Raw genomic sequence first — 19,148 nt, 5'->3', positions numbered from 1 at the left:
CAACATTGCTGTGCAAAGGCACGCGTCCCTGGTAAAAATCCCGAAGCCGAAAAAATCAGAAAACTTATGCGGCCCGTTGTTACGGGTTTGCGCCGAGGGGATGACGATGGGCAAGCCGACTGCAAAGCGACCTTTGCGAGCCAGAGCCGCTGCATTGGGGGGCCTCGAACCGCGCCGTTCGCTGCTGCGTCCGCCAGATTGGCGCGAGATGCTCTCCGTCACGGCCGTGGGACTTGTCATGGTGCAACCGGCAGCCGCGGCGCTGAGTTGCCCATCGGTCGACACCAACCCCTCCAATTCCACCACCTGCACCATTTCCTCCAGCCAGGGCGGGGCCGGCGCGCAGGTCAGCGTGGTCAATACCGCCAGCGCCGGCACCGGCGACAACGTCGGCGGCTATGGCGGCAACTACACGGTGATCAACAACGGCGCGGTGTTGCAGCCCAGCGCCCCGCAGGGTGGCATCTTTATTCGCCTGACGGGCGGCGAGGGATCCAGCGATACCAGCAACAATGCGACGAATGGCGGTAACGGCGGCACCATCACCGTCAACAACAACGGCGGGACGATCACGGTGCAGAACTCGCCGACGTCCAGCACCCAGGGCAGCGGGCCTGGGATATGGGCCGATTCGGGCGCGCAGTTCGGCATCTATGGCGCGTCGGTCGGCGGCATTGGCGCCAATGCCAATGAGACGGTGATCGGCGGGGGCAACGGCGGCCGGGGGGGCGACGGTTCCGCCGTGACGATCACGAATAGCGGCAACGTCAGTGTGTCGTACCTGCCATATGGCGGCGTCGGCCTCTACGGCGCCAGCATTGGCGCGGTGGGCGGGAATCAGGACAGCGCGGCGACGGGGGATCAGAACGGCGGCGGTGGCGGCAACAGCAATATCGTCAATATCAGCAACACGGGCACGGTCTCGGTCAGCGGCTCAGGGGGGCGCTATGCGTGGGGCATCGGCGCCGAATCCATCGGCGGCGATGGGGGGCATGACAACGGCAGCGGCGCCAGCGCCGGAACGGCCAATGCCTCGAACCCTACGATCATCACCAATAGCGGCAACGTATCCGTGAATGTCAGCGGGTCGGCCCTGAGCAGCGTGCGCGGCCTGTCTGTGCTGAGCCAGGGCGGCAACGGCATGACGTCCGAGGACGGCAGCGACAACGGCGGCACCGGCGGCCAGTTCGGCGCGATGACGGTCGTGAACAACGGACAGGTATCCGTGGCGAGCTCGTCAACGGTCCAACCCGCCAGCCTGTCGCAGGTGTCCGGCGGAATTGTCGTCATCGGGCTCGGCGGCAATGGGGGGATGGGTCCGCAGACGATCACCAACACCAGCGGCGAGGTCGGCGGATACGGCGGCGGCAATGGGGGCACCACGACCAGCGTCACGCTCAACAGCGGATCGTCGATCACAACCTCCGGCAACTACATCCCCGGCGTCAGCGTCATCACGCAAGGCGGCAACGGCGGCGCGGGCCGCGAGGACAGCAATGGCGCGGTCGGCGGCAATGGCGGCACGGTGAGCGTCGCCATGAATGGCAATGCCAGCATCCGGACCAATGGTTTGCAGTCCACCGGCATTTCGGCCAGCAGCCTGGGCGGTGCGGGCGGCGGCGTCGAAACCAGCAGCGGCATCATCGACTTCACGCCCGAGAATGCCGGCAGCGGTGGCGCGGGCGGCGCAGTCACGGTCACGACGACCGGCGGTTCCATTCAGACGTTGAACGATTACTCCATCGGCATTCTCGGCCAGTCGATGGGCGGCATCGGTGGCGCCACCACGGCCAACTTCGAACTGTTCGGCAACGCGGGTGCGAATGCCGGCATCGGCGGAGCCAGCGGCTCGGTCACGATCAACAGCCAGTCGTCCATCTCGACGACCGGGCAGTCGTCGCACGGGATTTCGGCGCAGGCCATCGGCGGCGGCGGCGGAACGGCGGGCGTCAGCAGCGGCATCGTCGCGTTGGGCGGCGCGGGCGGCACCGCGGTGTCCGGCGGCACGGTCAACGTCAGCCAGTCCGGTGCGTTGAGCACCAGCGGGGCGGGCTCGATCGGGATGCTGGGGCAGTCCATCGGTGGCGGCGGTGGGGACGGCGGTGCGGCAAGCGGGGTCGCCGTCATCGGCGGCCAGGGCGGCGGCGGCGGTAACGGCGGCGCGTCCACCGTGGGTCTGAACGGCTACACCCTGAACACAAGCGGCGATCATGCGTACGGCATCGTGTCGCAATCCATCGGCGGCGGCGGCGGGACCGGCGGCGCCGCGTCTTCCTACGACGCCAGCGTCGGGTTTGCCATGTCGGTCGCAGTGGGTGGCACCGGCGGAAGCGGGGGGGCGGGCGGCACCGCAGCGGGCAATGTATCCAACGCAAGCCTGACGACCGGATCGTCGGGCACCGCCAATGGCGACGCGCACGGCGTGGTCGTGCAGTCCATCGGCGGCGGGGGCGGAGCGGGCGGCGCCTCCGTGGCGAAAGCCTTGGCGATCGCCGTGCCGGACGAGGATGCGTCGTTCGGCGTTGCGGTGACCTTTGCGATGGGCGGCTCCGGGGCAAGCGGCGGCGCGGGAGGCACGGCGTCATCGGCCATCAATAATTCGATCCTGACGACCTATGGGGCGAATTCGCAGGGCGTGCTGGTGCAATCGATCGGCGGCGGCGGCGGCCTGGGCGGCAGCGCCTCGGCGCTGTCGACGCTGGTCGGCACGGGCGACTCCGTGGGCGGCACCGTGCAATCGACGGTGGGCGGCAGCGGCGGGTCCGGCAGTTACGGCGGCAACGCCACGCTCAGCCTGGCGGGCAGCACCATCACCACGTGGGGCGACTCCGCGAACGCGCTGGTGGTGCAAAGCATCGGCGGCGGCGGGGGCGCGGGCGGCGTGGGCTCGGCCACAGGCCGCAGTCCCAATGTGGACGCCAACGTATCCATCACGGCGAACGTGGGCGGCAGCGGCGGCGCGGGCGGGCAGGGCGGCACGGCGGCGCTCACCGTCGATCCCGCCAGCACGATCGTCACGCACGGCGACGGCGCGCGCGCGGTGTTGGTGCAGTCCATCGGTGGCGGTGGCGGCGCATCGCAAGGCGGTCAGGTGGGCCTTGCCGTCAATAGCGAAAGCGAAGACGGCTCGACCGATGTCAGAGGCACCGTGTCCGTCGGTCGTGGCGGTTCCGGCGGCGGCTACGGTGGCTCGATCAACCTGAACAGCGATGGCAACGTCACCACCCATGGCGCGGATGCGGACGGGCTGCTGGTGCAGAGCATTGGCGGCTCGGGAGGCCTGGGCGGTGCGGTCGGCGGAACCAGTGAGAACAATTCGTCGGAATCGCTGGGCGATTCCGGCACGACGTATCAGTTCAACGTGTCAGTGGGCGGCAACGGCGGCGCCGGGGGCAATGGCGGCGCGATTGGAACCACTTCCAACGCCGCGAGCATCGGCGCTTCCACGAACACGTTCGGGGACTACGCAGACGCTGCGGTGCTGCAATCCATCGGTGGCGGTGGCGGGTCGGGCGGCGCATCGACCGCGTCTTCAAGCATCTCTTCGTCCAACGTGTCGATTTCCGTGGGCGGTTCGGGCGGAAGCGGCGGTGCGGGCAACAGCATCGTGGCGTTCCTGAACGGCAACGGCACCAACAGCTTCAACACGGCCGGCTATGGCGCCATGGGCATCGTCATGCAGTCCATCGGCGGCGGCGGCGGCATGGGCGCCACCGGATCGCCGTTGGCGCATGGTTCGCTGCGCGTCGGGGCCACGGGTGGCGGTGGAGGATCGGGCGGCGGCATCACGGTGACCAGCGGCAGCTATGCCTCCATCCAGACCACCGGCGACAGCGCGCACGGACTGGTGTTGCAGTCGATCGGGGGCGGCGGCGGCATTGCGATGGCCGGCAGCACGGCATCGGCCGCCAATCCCGGCAGCCAGCAGTTCAGCCTGCACGCGGGCAGCAACGGCCTTGGCGGTGCGGGCGGTTCGATCAACGCGTCCACCGGCCTGAACCTGAACACCTATGGCGACCGGGCCATCGGCGTCATCGCGCAGTCGATCGGCGGCGGCGGCGGGATCGTGTCGTCCGGCACGGCGACCGGCGTGGGCGCGACGGTGCTGGGCGGCGGCAATGCCAACAGCGGCGCGGTAACCCTTGACCTGCAGTACACCCTGAACACGCATGGCGCCGGCGCGCACGGCGTCGTGGCGCAGTCCATCGCAGATGGCGGCGGCATCCTGGGCGACACGACGAAACTCATCACCACGAACTCGGCCGGGTTCCTGCCCACCGCATTCAGTTCCGGTACCGCCGGCAACGTGTCGGTGTCCTACAGCGGACGGCTTTCGACGTCGGGCGCCAATTCCTACGGCATCATCGCGCAGTCAATCGGTGGCGGGGGCGGGCTGGCCGGCGGACCGCAAGGCGGCTTTGCCGGGTCGGTGGGCGGCAGCACGGGCAATGCAGGCAGCGTGACCGTCAGCCAGAGCGGAACACTGAGCGCGACGGGGTCGGACTCAACCGGCATCATGGCGCAGAGCCAGGGCGGTCAAAGCGAACAGAGCGTCACGGTCAATATCAACGGCAGCGTGGCGGGCGGCACGAACAGCGGCAAAGGCGTGTGGATACTGGGCGGGCGCAACAACGTGGTGAACGTCAATGCGGGCGGTTCGCTCAGTGCGTTGTCCAACACGGCGTTGACGTTCAATGGCGATTCCTCCACGGCGGCCGGATCCTTCCTCACCTTCAACGTCTACGGCACCGTCTCCGGCAACGTGTATTGCGGCAACACGGATTCCTATGACGCCTGCAACTACATCGTGCAGTCGGGCGGTGTGGTCGACGCGGCGGTGGCTTACCAGGCCAACGTCACCAACTCGGGACTGGTGGTGATCGGCTCGCCGGGCCAGTTCCAGACCCTGACCGTCAGCGGCGATTTCAAGCAGTCGCAAAGCGGCGTCCTGCGCGCCGACGTGGATTTCGACCAGATGCGCGCGTCGCAGATGGTGGTGCAGGGCAACGGCGATCTGAACGGCAAGGTCGACGTGCTTGCCGCCGCGCTGCTGCCGGACCGCGAGTTGACGGTGCTGACGGTGCAAGGCGATTCCCAAGGCAGCGTGGATGCCGTGGATAGCCCGGTCTTCGATTACGCCACCCGCCAGGTCGGCCAGACCACGCGCATCCGCGTGGCGGGGGCGGACTTCAATGCGCCGTCGATGGGCCTGAAGTCCAACCAGCGGCAGGTCGCGGCTCAGCTTCAGCGCATCTGGGATGCCGGCGGCAATTCCGCGCTGGCGCCGCTGTTCGGGCAGTTGGACCAGATATCGCGCCAGGGCGCGGGCGCTTACCGGGATAGCGTGGCCAGCCTGTCGCCGGGTGTGACGGCCGCCCCGGCGGTGCAGTCGGCCGCCAACCTGGGGCAATTCACCGGCGCGATGATGTCGTGCCCCACGTTCACCGGCGTCGATGCCTTTCCCGGCGAGCAGAACTGCTTCTGGGGCCAGGTCACGGGCCGCTACACCAACCAGGACGGCAGCAAGGGCACGGCGGGCTTTGACTACGACACGGTGACCTATCAGTTCGGCGGCCAGCGTGAAGTCAGCCCGGGCTGGTTCGTCGGCGGCTCGATGGCCTACGAAAACAGCAAGGTGCGCGCTTCCGACGGCGGCGTGCGCGGCAATGGCGACAGCGGCTACGTCGGCGCGGTGGTCAAGCGCGAGCAAGGCCAGTGGGTATTCTCGGCGGCGGTGGGCGGCGGCTACGGCGGCTATCACATGGATCGCAACATCGGCATCGCGGGATACCAGGACACGCTGACCAGCCGTCCCGATGTCTATGGCTTCAACGCCCGTCTGCGCGCCGCGCGCACGTTCGCGTTCGACAAGATGTATGTGAAGCCCTACCTGGACTTCGATGCCAGCTATACCCGCATGCCGGGATACAAGGAGTCCGGCTCGAATCCGCTGGCCCTGTCGGTCGACAGCAGCGACCAGTTCATCCTGGGGCTGTCGCCGATGATCGAATTCGGCGGCCGCGCCGAGCTGCCCAACGGCGCCATCCTGCGGCCGTTCGTGTACGCGGGGGTGTCTTTCCTGTCCAAGGACGATTGGACGTCGACCGCCCGCCTGCGCGGCGCGCCGGCCGGCACGGGATCGTTCGATACGTCGCTGCCCATCGACAACGTCGTGGGTAAGGTGGGCGCGGGCCTGCATGTGGCGCGGGCAGGGGGCGTGGACTTCCGGCTGCAATATGACGGCCAGTTTTCGGAGCGGGTTCGCAGCAATAGCGGGACGTTGAAGGTCATGGTGCCTTTCTGACGCGCGGGGCGCCGGGCTTGTCTGCATGCAGCCTGCCATTGCGCGTCAAACTGCCCGCGTCAGATCGGGTACGCTGTGACGCTCGCAAATCCGGGAAGTCTTGATATGTGGCGCGCGATTTTCAAAATGTCGTTGGCGGTGGGTTGGGGGCTTTGGCTGGCCGCCATGGGGTGGTTCGCATTTGGTATGGGGCGTTACATACCATCCGCCGACGCGACGCTGACGCCGATCATGCTGACGGCCGGCCAGACGGCGCGGGCCGAGATCTACCGCATCCGCGAAGCGCCGCTGTGGATGGAGGCGCGTTTCGGTGGTCCGATGGGCCGGGACCGACCTGAACTGGGAGATCCCGCGACGCGCATCGGTGCGCCGGACGCGAAGCCGCGCAACGTTAATCCCGGAGAGCCGGTGCGAATCCGCGTGCGCGATGGCAAGGGGCTGGACATCGTGGTGAGCGCGGCGCCGCGCAGTGGCTCCAGCGCCACGCATTTCTATCGCAAGCTCTGGCCTGAAAGCCATGCCGACGGCGCGCAGCTTGAGACCGCGCCGGGATTTCCGATGCTGGCGAAGGGGGCGTCGGATCTGACCTTCACGGTGAAAGAGGTTGGACCAGCGCTTCAAGGCGAGCAGATCGAACTGGAGATCAGCGCGCCCATCGGGTTGAAGCGTACGGCGCCGGGGTGGGATGACGTTTCCGCCTTCATTTTCTGGCCGTTCTATGCCGCGATTTTGGGCGCGTGGGCGCTCATATGGGCAGGGCTGACGTGGTGGTATCGCCGACGCAGCCGGCGGACGGCGAAGCGGGAATTTGCCTGAGTTCAAAGCAACAAGGCCCACGCAATTGCGTGGGCCTTGTTGCTTGCCGGGGCGGCTGAAATCCCGAATGCCGCCGCGCTTTAGAACCGGTACGACGCTTGCAACTGGAACGTCTGTCCCGACACGTTGCCGGTGTCGAACAGGCGATCATAGCTGGCGGTCAGGTCCATGGCCTTGCTGACGGGCAGCGTCAGACCCAGGCCCGCCGAGAACATGCCGCGCGAAGGCGCCACGCCGAGCAGCGTGAAGCCGGTGCCGTCGCTCGCCGTAGCACGGAACTCGCGGTTGGTGTCGAGGGTTTCGTAGGCGTAACCGACGCGGGCTTCGACAAGGGCAGGCTTGTCCGACTTCATGTTGAAGGGCAGGCCCACGGCGAGTTGCGCGTAAGGCTGCAAGCTGTTGAAGTCCTGGGCGCCGACATCCAGGTTCTGGCTGGTCGAGCCCGTTTCGCTGAAGCGTTCGGTATGCAGGTACTGATAGCGCAGGCCGAGACGGGGCGTGATTGTGACGGGTCCCGCAGCCAGCGGCAGGCTGGCTTGCAGGCCGGCCGTGATTTCCTGGCCGTCCGAGTCGCCCCTGGCCTTGCCCGGGCCGGGGAAGGACCGGCGCGTCTGGAGGAAGTCGTAGGCGGCGCCAACCGTCGCGGCGATGGTGACGGCGCCCACGCGGCGGCTGCCATAGCCTGCGATGCGCAGGGTGTCGATCTTGCCGGTTGCCTCATCCTCGGTCACGTCGACGTGGCTGTAGCCCCCCGCGACGCCGAGCGTCCACGCGCCAACCTGCTGATCCAGGCCGGCCAGAAAGCCGTAATGGCGATCCTTGTAGCTGGGGGCTTCGTCGTTGCCGCGCACGTTCGCGGTATTGGAGACGATCTGGGCCCACGCCTGGCGGCCCGGGCGTGCGCAATTGGCGTCTGTCGCGGCGTCGGCGCAGTCCTGGCCCAGTCGCGCGAGCAGCGTGTCGTTCACACGTTGGCCTTCGCGGATGGCGGCCGAGGCGACAGCGCCGAAGATCGAGGCGTTGGTGGGGGCGATGACGACCGGATCGCCGCCGTCGCTGACAACGGCGGCCAGCGTGAGGGTGCTGCCGTCGGCCAGGCTCTGCACGCTCTGCGCCAGTTCTGCCGGCGCGTTGCTCGTGACGGAAGCGAACCGGCCGGTGACGCTTGCCGCGTCGACGATGCGGAAGGACGTTGCGCTGTAGGTGCCGGGGCCGTACAGCACGTTCAGCGTGCCGGCGAGGGTGGCAGTGCCGCCCACCTTCAGTTGCGAAGCGGCCGTGGGGCTGACGTCGATGAACAGCGTGCCGGTGGGGGACTGCGTGTAGTTGCCCAGGACCGTCAGCGTGCCGATGGAGCCGCCCGGGCGCACGATGCCGTCGTTGGTCACATTGCCGCCGATCGAGCCATGTCCGCGCAGCGTGCCGGCGTTGCCGACGGCAACGTCGCCCAGGATGCTGGCGGTGGGGTGGGCGGCATCGCCGATCTCCAGCGTGCCCGCGGACACCGAGGTGCCGCCCGAGTAGGTGTTCACGCCGTTCAGGATCAGCATGCCGCTGCCGGTCTTGGCCAGCGCGCCGGTCCCGGTCAGTCTGGAATCGATGATGGCGGTGGCATTGGCATCGACTTCAACGGCCGAGGAGGGCGCCGCCAGCCCGATGTCGTCGCCGGTGACGCGGTAGCCGTCTGTGGAGAACTGCATGCCGGTCACCGCGATTGCACCTTGGCTGCCATCGACCTTCACCGTACCTGCCGTCCCGCCGAACACGGGGCGCACATAGGTCTGGTCGAGCTGGTAGTTGGTGGTGCCGTCGGTCGTGGTCCAGTTTGTGCCGTTCGCCGTCCAGGTGCCGGAGCCGCCGGCAATGGTGCCGTCCGGCGTGGTGTTGGCGCCGTCCCAGTAGTGGGTGCTGGGGTCGGGGAGGAGTGTCACGGTCAGCGCGCCGTTCACATTGCTCAGCCGTGCGAGCAGGCCGTTGTTGACGGAGACGAAGGCCGTGTTGTCGTTGTAGGTGCTGGAGCCAGTCGGACGCACGACGGTATAGGATTGACCGAACGCCAACCCGGTGCCGGCCAGGCTGATCGCGGCGCCGCTGATGGCTGCCGAGCCGTTCACATCCATGTAGCCGTAGCTGCTGGTGTCGACGACATTGAAGGCCAGTCCACCGCCGGTCTGCGAGTAGTTGCCCGTGACGGTGATGGGATTGTTGATCTGAAGGGTCGCGCCGTAGTTGTTGACGGAACGGCCCGCCGCAGCGATGTCATCGTTCAGCAACAGGTTGCCGCCCGAAAAAAACAGGTTCGCACCCGTCACCTTGATGACGCCTTTGTCGGCCACGCCGAGACCGCCGCTCGCGCCGGTGAGGGTGCCAACGACGTTGCCCCTGCCGCCGGAGATGCCGAGGGCCATGGTGCTGCTGGAGGTCACGTCGCCCGCGATGAGACCGCTGTTGGTTATCGTACTGATCCTGCTGTCGCTATCGAGCTGGATCGCCGCACCCCCGCCGGTGATGGTGCCGCTGTTGGCGAGCAGGCTCACGTTGCTGGCGCGGGAAAGGTTGATCCCGGTACCGATCGTCCCGCCCATGGCACTGCCGGGGGCACCCACGATCAGGCCCGTGTTGGTGATGGTGCCGGCCGTGCTGGCCTCCATGAAGATGCCTGCGATGTCGCCCGAGATGGTCCCGGAATTGGTCAGCGCGCCCACCCGGCCGCTGCCCTGCACCAGCATGCCCACCATGCCGGCAATGGTTCCGGTGTTCGTCAGCGTTTCGATGGCGCCGTTTTCGGTGACCACACCGAAACCAGAGAGGACACCGCCGATGTTGGCGCTTTGCAAGGTGCCGGTGTTGGTCAGGTTGCCGATCGTTCCGCCATCGTTCCAGATGGCTGCAACCGTCCCGCCGGAGGAACTGTTGCTGTTGATCATCCCGGCATTGCTGATCGTGGCGATGCTGCCCTCATTGAAGATCCCCGCACGTGCGCCGGCGATGGAGCCGCCCGTGTTGTTGACCACGCTGGTGATGCTTCCGGACCCCGTATTCCGGATGCCGGCCACGGTGACGCCCGTTCCGGTGGACCAGATCAAACCATTGTTTTGCACCTGAGCCAGAACGCCGTCGTTCTGCATGCCCGCCAGTGTGCCAACGATGGTGCCGGAGTTCGTCAGCGTGCGGCCGGGGCTGGTGCCGGAGGCTTGCAGACCGATGTCGGCACCGGAGAGCGTGCCGGTCGCGGTGACCGTAAAGTTACCGCCCGTCCATTCGATGCAGTCGGTGGAGCCGAAGAGCGTCACATTGTTCCCAAATGTGAGGCACCCCGCTGCATGGACCATGCCGGGAAGCAGGCTGGCGGCCACGAGGGAAACACCCGACAGAATTTGCGTCGACCGGGCAGGCGCCGCCCTCGAGCCGGCTCGCGCGGATGCCACGGGAAAAGAAGGTGTACGTTTTTTTCGGTGTTTCAGCTTCAAGGCAAGCTCCCGCCTGGGGCGATTTCGGTTGGAATGTGCGGCAACCGTTGGAGCTATGGACTATCCGCGCGGCCGGTGCCAGGGTATGAGGCTAGACAGGCGGCCTTTTGCTGGGGCGTACTATCTCACCCCGCACATTACTGGCGATGCCGCGGTCTCAAAGGCCGCAATAATGCCGAAATTCAGGCCTTTTTCCGGTTGATACTTCGGGCGCGCCGGCTTGGGCGCCGGTTGCGCCCGCATGTTCATGCCTGGCCGCGGTGAAACCGGGTGGCCAGCGCCTGCCCCACGTCGTGCATGACCCGCTTCCAATCGCCCGGCGCGGGCTGGCGAAACAATTGCAGCGACGGATACCAGGGAGAGTCGGACCGCTGCAACAGCCAGCGCCAGTCGGGCAGGAAAGGCAGCAGCACCCAGGCGGGCCGATTCAATGCGCCGGCCAGATGCACGGGCGAGGAGTCGACCGAGACGAGCAGATCGGCCAGGGACAGGATCGCGGCGGTGTCCTCGAAGTCGGCGATCTCGGCATCCAGCGGCACGATGTTCATGCCGGCCGGGGCCGTGGCGGCCTGGGCCGCGGCAGGGCCTTTCTGGATGGCCAGGTACGTGATGCCGGGCACGGCGAGGGGCGCCATGTCCGCCAAGGCAAGAGACCGGTTGGCGTCGTTCGAATGCGTAGGTCTGCCTGCCCAGGTCAGCGCCACCCATGGCCGTGGCAAGCCGGCCAGCCGCTTGCGCCATTTCTCGACGCGGGCCGCATCGGCCGACAGGTAGCCGACCTGGCCCGGCAGGTCGGCCATGCGCAGGCCGATCGCCATGGGCAGGGACATCAGTTCGCAGTGCTGGTCGAACGGCGGGGGGATCTGTCCGCGCGGGAAGGCGTCCGGGCCGACGAGGCGCCGGGCGAAGGACAGCAGGTCGGGATGGACTTCCAGCACGACACGCGCGCCGCTGCGGGTCCGGGCCGCGTCGATCAGGCGCATGAATTGCAGCGTGTCGCCGTACCCCTGCTCGTCATGAATGAGCAGCGTCTGACCCGCGATGCGGCTGCCGTCCCAGCGCGGCCGCTGCACCTTGCGGTCCATGGCGGCGGTATGGGAAAGACTGTAGCGCCAACGGTATTCCGGCCATCCTCGCTCGAAATCGCCTTGCAGCAAGAGCGTTTCAGCCAGGTCGAACCGGGCGGACAGGTCGCCGGGCATGGCGGTGGCGAGCATGGTCTGAATGTCGGCGGCTTCCTGGACGCGCCCTTGAAATTTCACCGTCAGGCCGAGAAGCCGCCATAGTGCGGCGGGCGCGCCGCGCGGGTCCATGTTCTCGCGCAGCAGACGCTCGGCGTCGGCGTGCTGCCGCGCAGTCAGCAACGCGCGGACGCGGTGCGCCAAGTCGTGCAGGTCTTGCGCCTGCGCTGCGGCTGGGGCTGTCATTGCGGCCGGGTGCGCCCCGACTGATGCCGTGTCCGCTGACGTCGCTGGCGTCTCGGCTGCTGCAGCCTGCGCGCCGCATGCCGTCCGCAGGCGCGTGCGCAGTTCAAGCGCCTGCGGATGGTTGGGCGCGAAGGTCAACAGCGCTTCGGTCCACTGCAGCGCTTCGCGAGGCCGCGACCGCGCCGCTTCGATGCCCGCGAGATTGATGTAGGCGTTCATCAGGCGCGGGTTGCACGCGATGGCGCGATGCGCCGCATCGGCCGCCGCATCGTAGTCACCCAGCTCACCCAGCACGAAGGCGAGGTTGCTGTGTCCTTCGGCGTAGTCGCTTTGCAATGCGAGCGCCTGGACGTACAGCCGGCGCGCCTCGTCCAGGCGATTCACGCCTACATATGCGTTGCCGAGGTTGTTGAGCGCTTTCGGGCTGTGCGGCTGAAGTTCCGCCACCCGCTCAAGACAATTGACGCTTTCGGCGTCGCGTCCGGCCTCTTGCAGGATGATCCCCAGATTGTTCCACGCCATGACCAGCCCGGGGTCCTGCTTCGTGGCTTGCCGCGCGGCCGCTTCGCCTTCTGCGAGCAGGCCCTGCTGCCGGCAGACTTCGGCCAGGTTGCCAAAGTAGACCGCGGGCGCGGCGTCTGTCCGGCATGCCTGACGCAGCAGATCCAGCGCGAGCGCCGGCTGGCCGTAGGCGTGCGCGATCAGGCCCAGGAGCTGCGACGCATCCGCCTGTCCGGGCGATGCGTCGAGGATGCGGCGGCACAGGATCTCGGCCTGGTTTGCCTGGCCGGCGTTCCAGTGGGCGTGGGCCTGCTGCAGGGCCTGGGATAGGGAAAGCAGCTTGTCTGCCTTCGGCGTTGGCGTTGCGGGCTCGTGGGCCATGGGGATACCAGCGGCCGGCGTCAAGGCCGGACAGGAGGGGACGTGGAGCGGAGATTCTAGTGCCTCGCCGGGGCATGCCCGACGCATGGCACTTTAGATGTGGGTCAAGATGGCCGTTACTTAGCCGGTATATACACATCCACAGACCGCTGCGCGCCACGGCGCGGCGGTTCCGGCATCGCGCCGGACAGAAAAAAAGCGGGAGCATCGCGTGCAGCAGAAACTACCGGTATGGCGGGTCATCCGCGAAACCTTCGACTACTTGGGAGACCATGGCGGGCGCACACTCGCAATGGCGCCGCAACTGGTGGCCATCCTGATCGTCGGCGTTTGCCTGGGCGTTTACCTGGACCAGATGGCGGTTGCGCGGCATAGCATGCTGCTGCAACTGGCGGGATGGCTCGTGACCACGGCGTGTCCGGTGATGCTGGCAGTCGCATGGCATCGCCGCATCCTGCTGAACGAGTACGCCCGCGCAGGCATTGCCACGGGCAAACCAGAACGGATGTACTTCATCGTTGCGGTGATCCTTTCAGCCTCTGTGTTCGTCCTGTCGATCGCGCAGATCGTGGTCGCCGCGTTGATGTCTGGCCCGGAGGGCGTGTCCCCGCTGGGCAACGCGCTGCAGCTGGTCCTGATGCTGTTGCCGGCGTACTTCGTGGGGCATTTCTTTCTGGCCCTGCCGCAAGCTGCACTGACGGGAACCGTGGACGTTCGGCGCATCACTGCATTGACCCGCGGCAACAAGTGGCGATTTCTGGCTGTGTCGTTGCTGCCCATTCCGCTGCTGCTCTTGATGGAAGCGGTCAGGAGCTATCTGCTGCGGATGCCGCACGGACCGGGTGTTGGCTCCTATCTCTACGGCGCGTTGATGATGCTGGTGACCACCGTGATCTCCGTGACGACGATGTCGATCTGCTACCGCATCCTGGCCCTGCCCCCCGGCGACGACGCGCCCGAAGCACAGGCGCGGGAAACGGCGGTCGCCGAAGGGTAGCGAGGTGCGGCAGGGCGGATGTTCAGCACGTCCGCCCGCCGCCCTGCCTCAATACTGATACCGCACCGTCAGCATCACGCTGCGCGGCTGGCCGTAGTAGTTCTGCCGCGAGGCGCCGCCAAGCTTTTCGTAATACTTGCGGTCGAACAGGTTGTCGACGGTGAGCGTGCCTTCGACGTGGCGGTTGTAGCGGTAGCCGATCTGTGCCGAGACGAGCGCGTAGCTGCCCTGTTCCCATCGCACGTTGCCGCTTTGCAGATAGTTGCCGCTGTTCCAGCGTACGCCCGTACCCACGCTGAAGCCTTCCAGCGCCGGCTGGGTGAAGCGGTAGCGGGTCCAGAGGTTGATGGCGTGACGCGGGGTGATTGTGCTGTACGACAGTCCCTCCTGGGCTTGGCTCGCTTCCAGGTATTTGGTCTGCGTGTAGGCGTAGCCGGCCACGATGTCCCAGTTGGGTAACGGCGATCCGCTGATCTCGGTCTCGAAGCCCTGGCTGCGCACCTTGCCCGCGGCCACCGAGTACATCGGATTGTTCAGGTCGCTCATCGCCCGGTTGCGGTCCACGATCTGGAACAGGGCGGCGTGCGCGTTGAGCGCGCCGTCCATGAACGCGCCTTTCAGGCCCGTTTCGATCTGGCGTCCCACGCGCGGCGACAGCGTATCGCCCTGCGCGTCGATGTCGGTCTGCGGCTGGAAGATGCTGGTGTAGCTGGCGTAGGCGGAGAGCTGCGGCGTCAGTTCGTACACCAGTCCGGCATAGGGGGAGGGGCGCGCGTCGATGCGCGTGGTCGCCTGGCTGAAGTCGCCGAAGTACTGGTTGGCGTTGCGTGCGTCGTTCTTCCACCAGGACAGGCGCGCGCCCGCGATGACCTTCAAGTGATCCGTCGCCTGGATGTTTGCACGCGTGTACAGACCGAATTCGCTGGTGCGCCCGTCGTTGCCGTTGACCTGTTCCATCTCGGGCTGCGGCATGTTGATGACAGGGTCATTCACGTTGGTCGGGAAGATCGTGCCGCCGCCGTAGTTGAATTGCTTGCGCGTATAGCTGTAGTCGGCACCCACGAGCACGCTGTGCTCGCGGCCGAAAGCCTCGAACGGCAGGTTCACGTGCGCATCCGCGCCAGTGGTTTTCCAGTGGTTGCGGTACGACCAGGCGATGAGGTTGGTGTCTCCGGTGACCGGATCGACGGCGCGGTTGGGCCAGGTGGTCACGCGCGTCGGGGTGTCGGTGTCGCGATGAAAGACGCTTGCCTTCATGGAGCCGCCGCCATCCAGCCGGTGTTCCAGGTCGGCAAAGACCTCGGTGGTTTCTTCTTCGATGCGGTTCCATTCGGCACTGAGATTGGTGCCGCGGCGCACGTCGAGCAGCGAGCCGTCGGCGTACGCGGGCAAGCCGAATGCCGGCGTAACGCGGGAGCGCTGGTGCGTGATGCCCGCCGCCAGCGTCGTGGCGGATGTCAGGTCGGCCTCGACGATGCCGTAGAGCGTGGGCCGCTCGGAACTGACGCGGTCGACGAAGGACCCGCGGTCTTCGTAGGCGGCAATGAAACGGCCGCGGACCTTGCCTTCGCTATCGAACGGCGTGCTCAGGTCGGCCACGGCGCGGTAGTAGTCCCACGACCCGACACTGGCCTGCGCGCCAAAGGCGAATTCCTGCATGGGACGCTTGCGCACCAGATTCACGCTGCCGCCGGGCTCGCCGGTCCCTTGGTAGAGCCCGGAGGGGCCGCGCAGCACTTCGATGCGATCGTAGATGGCAAGGTCGAATCCCGCCGACAGGTTGCCCGCGCCGGCCGGGGCGCGCATGCCGTCCACCTGGATCGAATCGAGCGAGTAGCCGCGAGAGATGAACCCGGAAATATTGCCGCCGCTGGATAGCGTCTCGACGGTCATGCCGGTGACATTGCGCATCGCGTCCGACAGGCTGTTCAGGTTCTGGTCGTCGAGCTGCTGGCGCGTGACGACGGACACCGACTGCGGAATTTCCTTGAGCGTCTGCGTGCCCTTGCCGATGGTGACGGCATTGCTGGTGTACGAGCCCGTGCCTTCGCTGGTGGCGCGCTGGGCCGCCCCGGTGACGGTGACGGGCGCCAGTTGCGTGACGCCGCCTTGCGGCATGGCCTGCAGCGCGTAGGTGCCGGCAGCGCTGGGTACGGCACGGTAGCCGGTGCCCACGAGCAGGCGGTCGAAGCCTTGCTGGACGTTCATCTCGCCAGAAATGCCCGGGCTTTGGCGGCCGGCGAGCCAGGCGGGGTCATAGACGATCTGCACGCCGGCGGCGGCCGCGTGGCGCGCCAGTACGGCGTCGAGCGAGCCCGCGCCGATTGCGACGGTGCGCACCTGAGAGGCCGGTGCCGCGCCGGTCTGGGCCGCGGACTGTGCGCCCGCGGTGGCGCTTGCCATGGCCGTGCACCAGAGCGCCGTCCAGATCATTGCCTTGCGGGATCCTCTGCCCCGCGCTGCGCGTACACGTGCCATCACTCTTTCATCCTTTCATCGTCAAGCAAGAAGCGCCCGCATCCCCTTGATGCGGTCTTACTTCCTACTCCGCACGACAACGAAAAAGTGATCACCTCGACGCAAAATATTTTTCCCGCGCGGCCGTTCAAGCGCCGGCCGGACCGACCGATACCCAGTAGCGGGTGACGCGTTGCACCGCGATGGGCAGGCGTTCGGCCAAGGCTTGCAGCGCCGCATCGGTATCCCGCAGCGACAGCGCGCCGGACACCCGCAGGTCGGCGACCTCGGGGGCGCAGCGCAAAAACCCCGGGCGATGGCGCGCCAACTCGGCCACCACATCGGCCAGGCGCTGGTCGCGCACGACCAGCATGCCTTGCTCCCAGAGCGCCGCGCCGTCGTCCACCGGCGCCAGCGCGCCGGTCTGGGCAAGGGTGAAGCTGCCACGTTGCCCGGCGTCGATGCGCAGGGGCGTGCCATGGATCGGGCGTGCCAGCACCGCATGCTCGAACACCATGACCTCGGTGTGGTCCTCGACGACGCGCACCGAGAAGCGCGTGCCCAGCGCCTGCACCTCGCCCTGCGGGGTCTGCACCACGAAGGGCCGGTACGCGGCCTGCGATTCCTGGCCGGTGGTCACCAGCACCTCGCCGGCCACCAGCACCAGACGGCGCTCGCCCGCTCCGTAGCGAAGGTCGACGGCGCTGCCGCTGTTCAACACCAGCCGCGTGCCGTCGTCGAGCAGGCGTGTCAGTTGTTCGCCTGCGGCGGTGCGCAGGTCGGCGCGCCAGGCGGGCGCCTCGCGCCATGCCATCCAGCCTGCCGGGGCGAGCACGCCCAGTCCCAGCGCCGCGCGCAGCAGGGCTCGGCGACCCTGGCGTTTGCGGGTGGCGCGCAGCACGCGATGTCCGATGGGGGCGGGCAGGCCTTCGAATGCGCCCAGCACCTGTTCGGCGCGGGCCCAGGCCTGCGTGTGGGCCTCGCCCTGCGCCAGCCAGCGTTCGAACGCGCGCCGCGTGTCCGCGTCGGCGGTCTCGTAGCGCAGCCGGATGACCCAGTCGGCGGCTTCCTCCAGCAATAGATCGCCCGGCGCGCTCATGCGGCGGCCGTCATGCACGCCATCAAGGCCTTGCGCAGATGGCGCCGCACCGTGATCACGGGTTTGCCAGTTTGTTGGGAGATTTCCTGCAGCGTCAGCCCGTCCAGTTGCGCCAGCAGGAACATCTCGCGCGTGGCAGTGGGCAGGCGTTGCAGCATGGCGTCGATCGCCACCAGCGTCTGCACGATCATGAGGCCCGTTTCCGGAGACGGCACCTGCGGCTCGGGCAGATGCGCGATGGCGTCCAGATAGGCCTGCTGCACCGCGCGGCGGCGCCAATGGTCGACGAGCAGGCCCTTGGCGATATGCGTGATCAGCGCGCGCGGCTCCTCGCGGAGCACGGGCGGCCGGCGCGCGGCCATCAGCCGCACGAACGTGTCCTGCGCCAGATCGGCCGCGTCGCCGCTGTCGCCCAGCTTGCGATGCAACCAGCCTTGCAGCCAGCCATGGTGATGGCGATAGAGCTGCTCGACCGCGGGGAGGGAAAGGGAGTCGGTAGATTGCAAGATGCCCAGCAGTCTACCGAATGCGAATAAGAAATACTATTAATTGGGTCGAGGGGACGGGCGCAGCGCGGCTTGCGCGCAACAGGCGTCTGTTGTGCGGGCCGCATTCCTGCAATCGAGATGCAGCACCTGCCGACAGACCGCACGTCAGTCCATCTTCAACCCCGCGGCTTTGGCGACCGTTGCCCATTTCTGAATCTCGCCGGTAATGAACGCGGTGAAATCCTGCGGGCTGCGCAAGGTGACGGCGTTGCCGGTGGCCTTCAGCGGCTTGACCACTTCCGGGTCGGTCAATGCGGCCCGGGTGGCCTGCGCCAGCCGGTCGCGTATGGCATCCGGCAGGCCGGCAGGCGCGGACAGCCCCGTCCACGACACGGCGTCGAAATCCGGAAAGCCGGATTCGGCGACCGTCGGCAGATCTGGAAACAGCAGGCTTCTTGAGGCGCCGGTCGAGGCCAGCACGCGCAGCTTGCCTGCGCGGACATGCGGCTCCAGGGTGTCAGCGACCATGACCAGGATGGGGACCTGCCCGCCGATGACATCGGTCACCGCCTGCGAGGCGCCCTTGTAGGGGATGTGCTGCACCTTCAGGTCGGCCCGTTGTTTCAGGAGTTCGAAGGCGAGGTTGCCGGAAGAGCCGGCGCCCGGGCTGGCGTAGTTGTATTTGTCCGGCGATTGGCGAAGCAGGCTAACCAGTTCCGCGAGCGTCTTGGCCGGAAACTCGGGGTTCACGGCAATGACGTTCGGACTGGAGGTAATGCTGCTGATGTGGGTGAAGTCCTTGAGGGGGTCGTACGGCATGGACGCGTACAGGGCAGCGTTGGCCGCGTGGGTACCCACGCCGGACATCAATAAGGTATAGCCGTCCGGCTTGGCGCGTGCGACAAATGCCGAACCGATATTGCCGCTGGCGCCCGCGCGGTTTTCCACGATGACCGATTGGCCGAGCTGCGTGGACAGCGCGCGAGCCAGGATCCGCCCCGTGACGTCGGTGGTGCCGCCTGGTGGAAATGGCACGATCAGCGTGATCGGCTGGCTGGGCCAGGCGTCAGCGGCATGTACGGGGGGCGCGAACGCGGCTGGCAGGGCCAGCGCCGCAAGCATTGCGGAAAAGCGGCGGCGCGACAGCCGTGCGCGGTTGCCATTGAGGTTGTGCATGTTGTCTCCTGTTCTGGTTTTGATCGAGGGCG

Annotated in this window: 9 protein-coding genes; 3 read left to right on the top strand and 6 right to left on the bottom strand. The window is 67.2% G+C overall.

The annotated features are described in order from the left end of the window. Nucleotides 1–208 precede the first annotated feature (208 nt). Nucleotides 209–6,304 (top strand): autotransporter outer membrane beta-barrel domain-containing protein, encoded by a 6,096-nt coding sequence (locus tag AB3147_RS23375; RefSeq protein WP_367353106.1) that lies wholly within the window; start codon nucleotides 209–211, stop codon nucleotides 6,302–6,304. Nucleotides 6,305–6,379: 75 nt separating this feature from the next. Beyond that, nucleotides 6,380–7,120, top strand: a complete 741-nt coding sequence (locus tag AB3147_RS23370; protein WP_367353105.1) for a hypothetical protein — start codon at nucleotides 6,380–6,382, stop codon at nucleotides 7,118–7,120. A gap of 80 nt (nucleotides 7,121–7,200) precedes the next feature. Here AB3147_RS23370 and AB3147_RS23365 read toward each other — a convergent pair whose 3' ends face one another. After that, complete coding sequence (locus tag AB3147_RS23365) at nucleotides 7,201–10,413, bottom strand: autotransporter outer membrane beta-barrel domain-containing protein (protein ID WP_367353104.1); 3,213 nt, start codon at nucleotides 10,411–10,413, stop codon at nucleotides 7,201–7,203. A gap of 422 nt (nucleotides 10,414–10,835) precedes the next feature. After that, nucleotides 10,836–12,899, bottom strand: coding sequence for a tetratricopeptide repeat protein (locus AB3147_RS28315; RefSeq protein ID WP_438861004.1), 2,064 nt, complete (start codon nucleotides 12,897–12,899; stop codon nucleotides 10,836–10,838). Between the two features lie 211 nt (nucleotides 12,900–13,110). On the opposite strand from AB3147_RS28315, the gene AB3147_RS23350 reads away from it, so the two are divergent. Further along, the gene (locus AB3147_RS23350; protein ID WP_218342963.1) at nucleotides 13,111–13,896 is read left to right on the top strand and encodes a hypothetical protein; all 786 of its coding nucleotides are present in this window, start codon (nucleotides 13,111–13,113) and stop codon (nucleotides 13,894–13,896) included. A gap of 48 nt (nucleotides 13,897–13,944) precedes the next feature. Here the strand turns inward: AB3147_RS23350 and AB3147_RS23345 are convergent, their stop codons facing one another. The 4 genes from AB3147_RS23345 to AB3147_RS23330 form a co-directional block, all read right to left on the bottom strand. Next, entirely contained in the window at nucleotides 13,945–16,299 is a 2,355-nt protein-coding gene (locus AB3147_RS23345) for a TonB-dependent siderophore receptor (RefSeq protein WP_367353103.1), read from the bottom strand. Between the two features lie 202 nt (nucleotides 16,300–16,501). Further along, complete coding sequence (locus AB3147_RS23340; protein ID WP_367353102.1) at nucleotides 16,502–17,452, bottom strand: FecR domain-containing protein; 951 nt, start codon at nucleotides 17,450–17,452, stop codon at nucleotides 16,502–16,504. Then, nucleotides 17,449–17,958 (bottom strand): sigma-70 family RNA polymerase sigma factor, encoded by a 510-nt coding sequence (locus AB3147_RS23335; protein WP_367353101.1) that lies wholly within the window; start codon nucleotides 17,956–17,958, stop codon nucleotides 17,449–17,451. The genes AB3147_RS23340 and AB3147_RS23335 overlap by 4 nt, the downstream gene beginning before the upstream one ends. A gap of 147 nt (nucleotides 17,959–18,105) precedes the next feature. After that, on the bottom strand, nucleotides 18,106–19,116 hold the full coding sequence (locus AB3147_RS23330; protein ID WP_367353100.1) for a Bug family tripartite tricarboxylate transporter substrate binding protein: 1,011 nt from the start codon (nucleotides 19,114–19,116) through the stop codon (nucleotides 18,106–18,108). Nucleotides 19,117–19,148: the final 32 nt, after the last annotated feature.

It is taken from the genome of Achromobacter animicus, from assembly GCF_040775605.1.
Lineage (GTDB): Bacteria > Pseudomonadota > Gammaproteobacteria > Burkholderiales > Burkholderiaceae_B > Achromobacter > Achromobacter animicus.
Note: the sequence above shows the minus strand (reverse complement) of the source record. Positions and strands in the feature narration are given on the sequence as shown.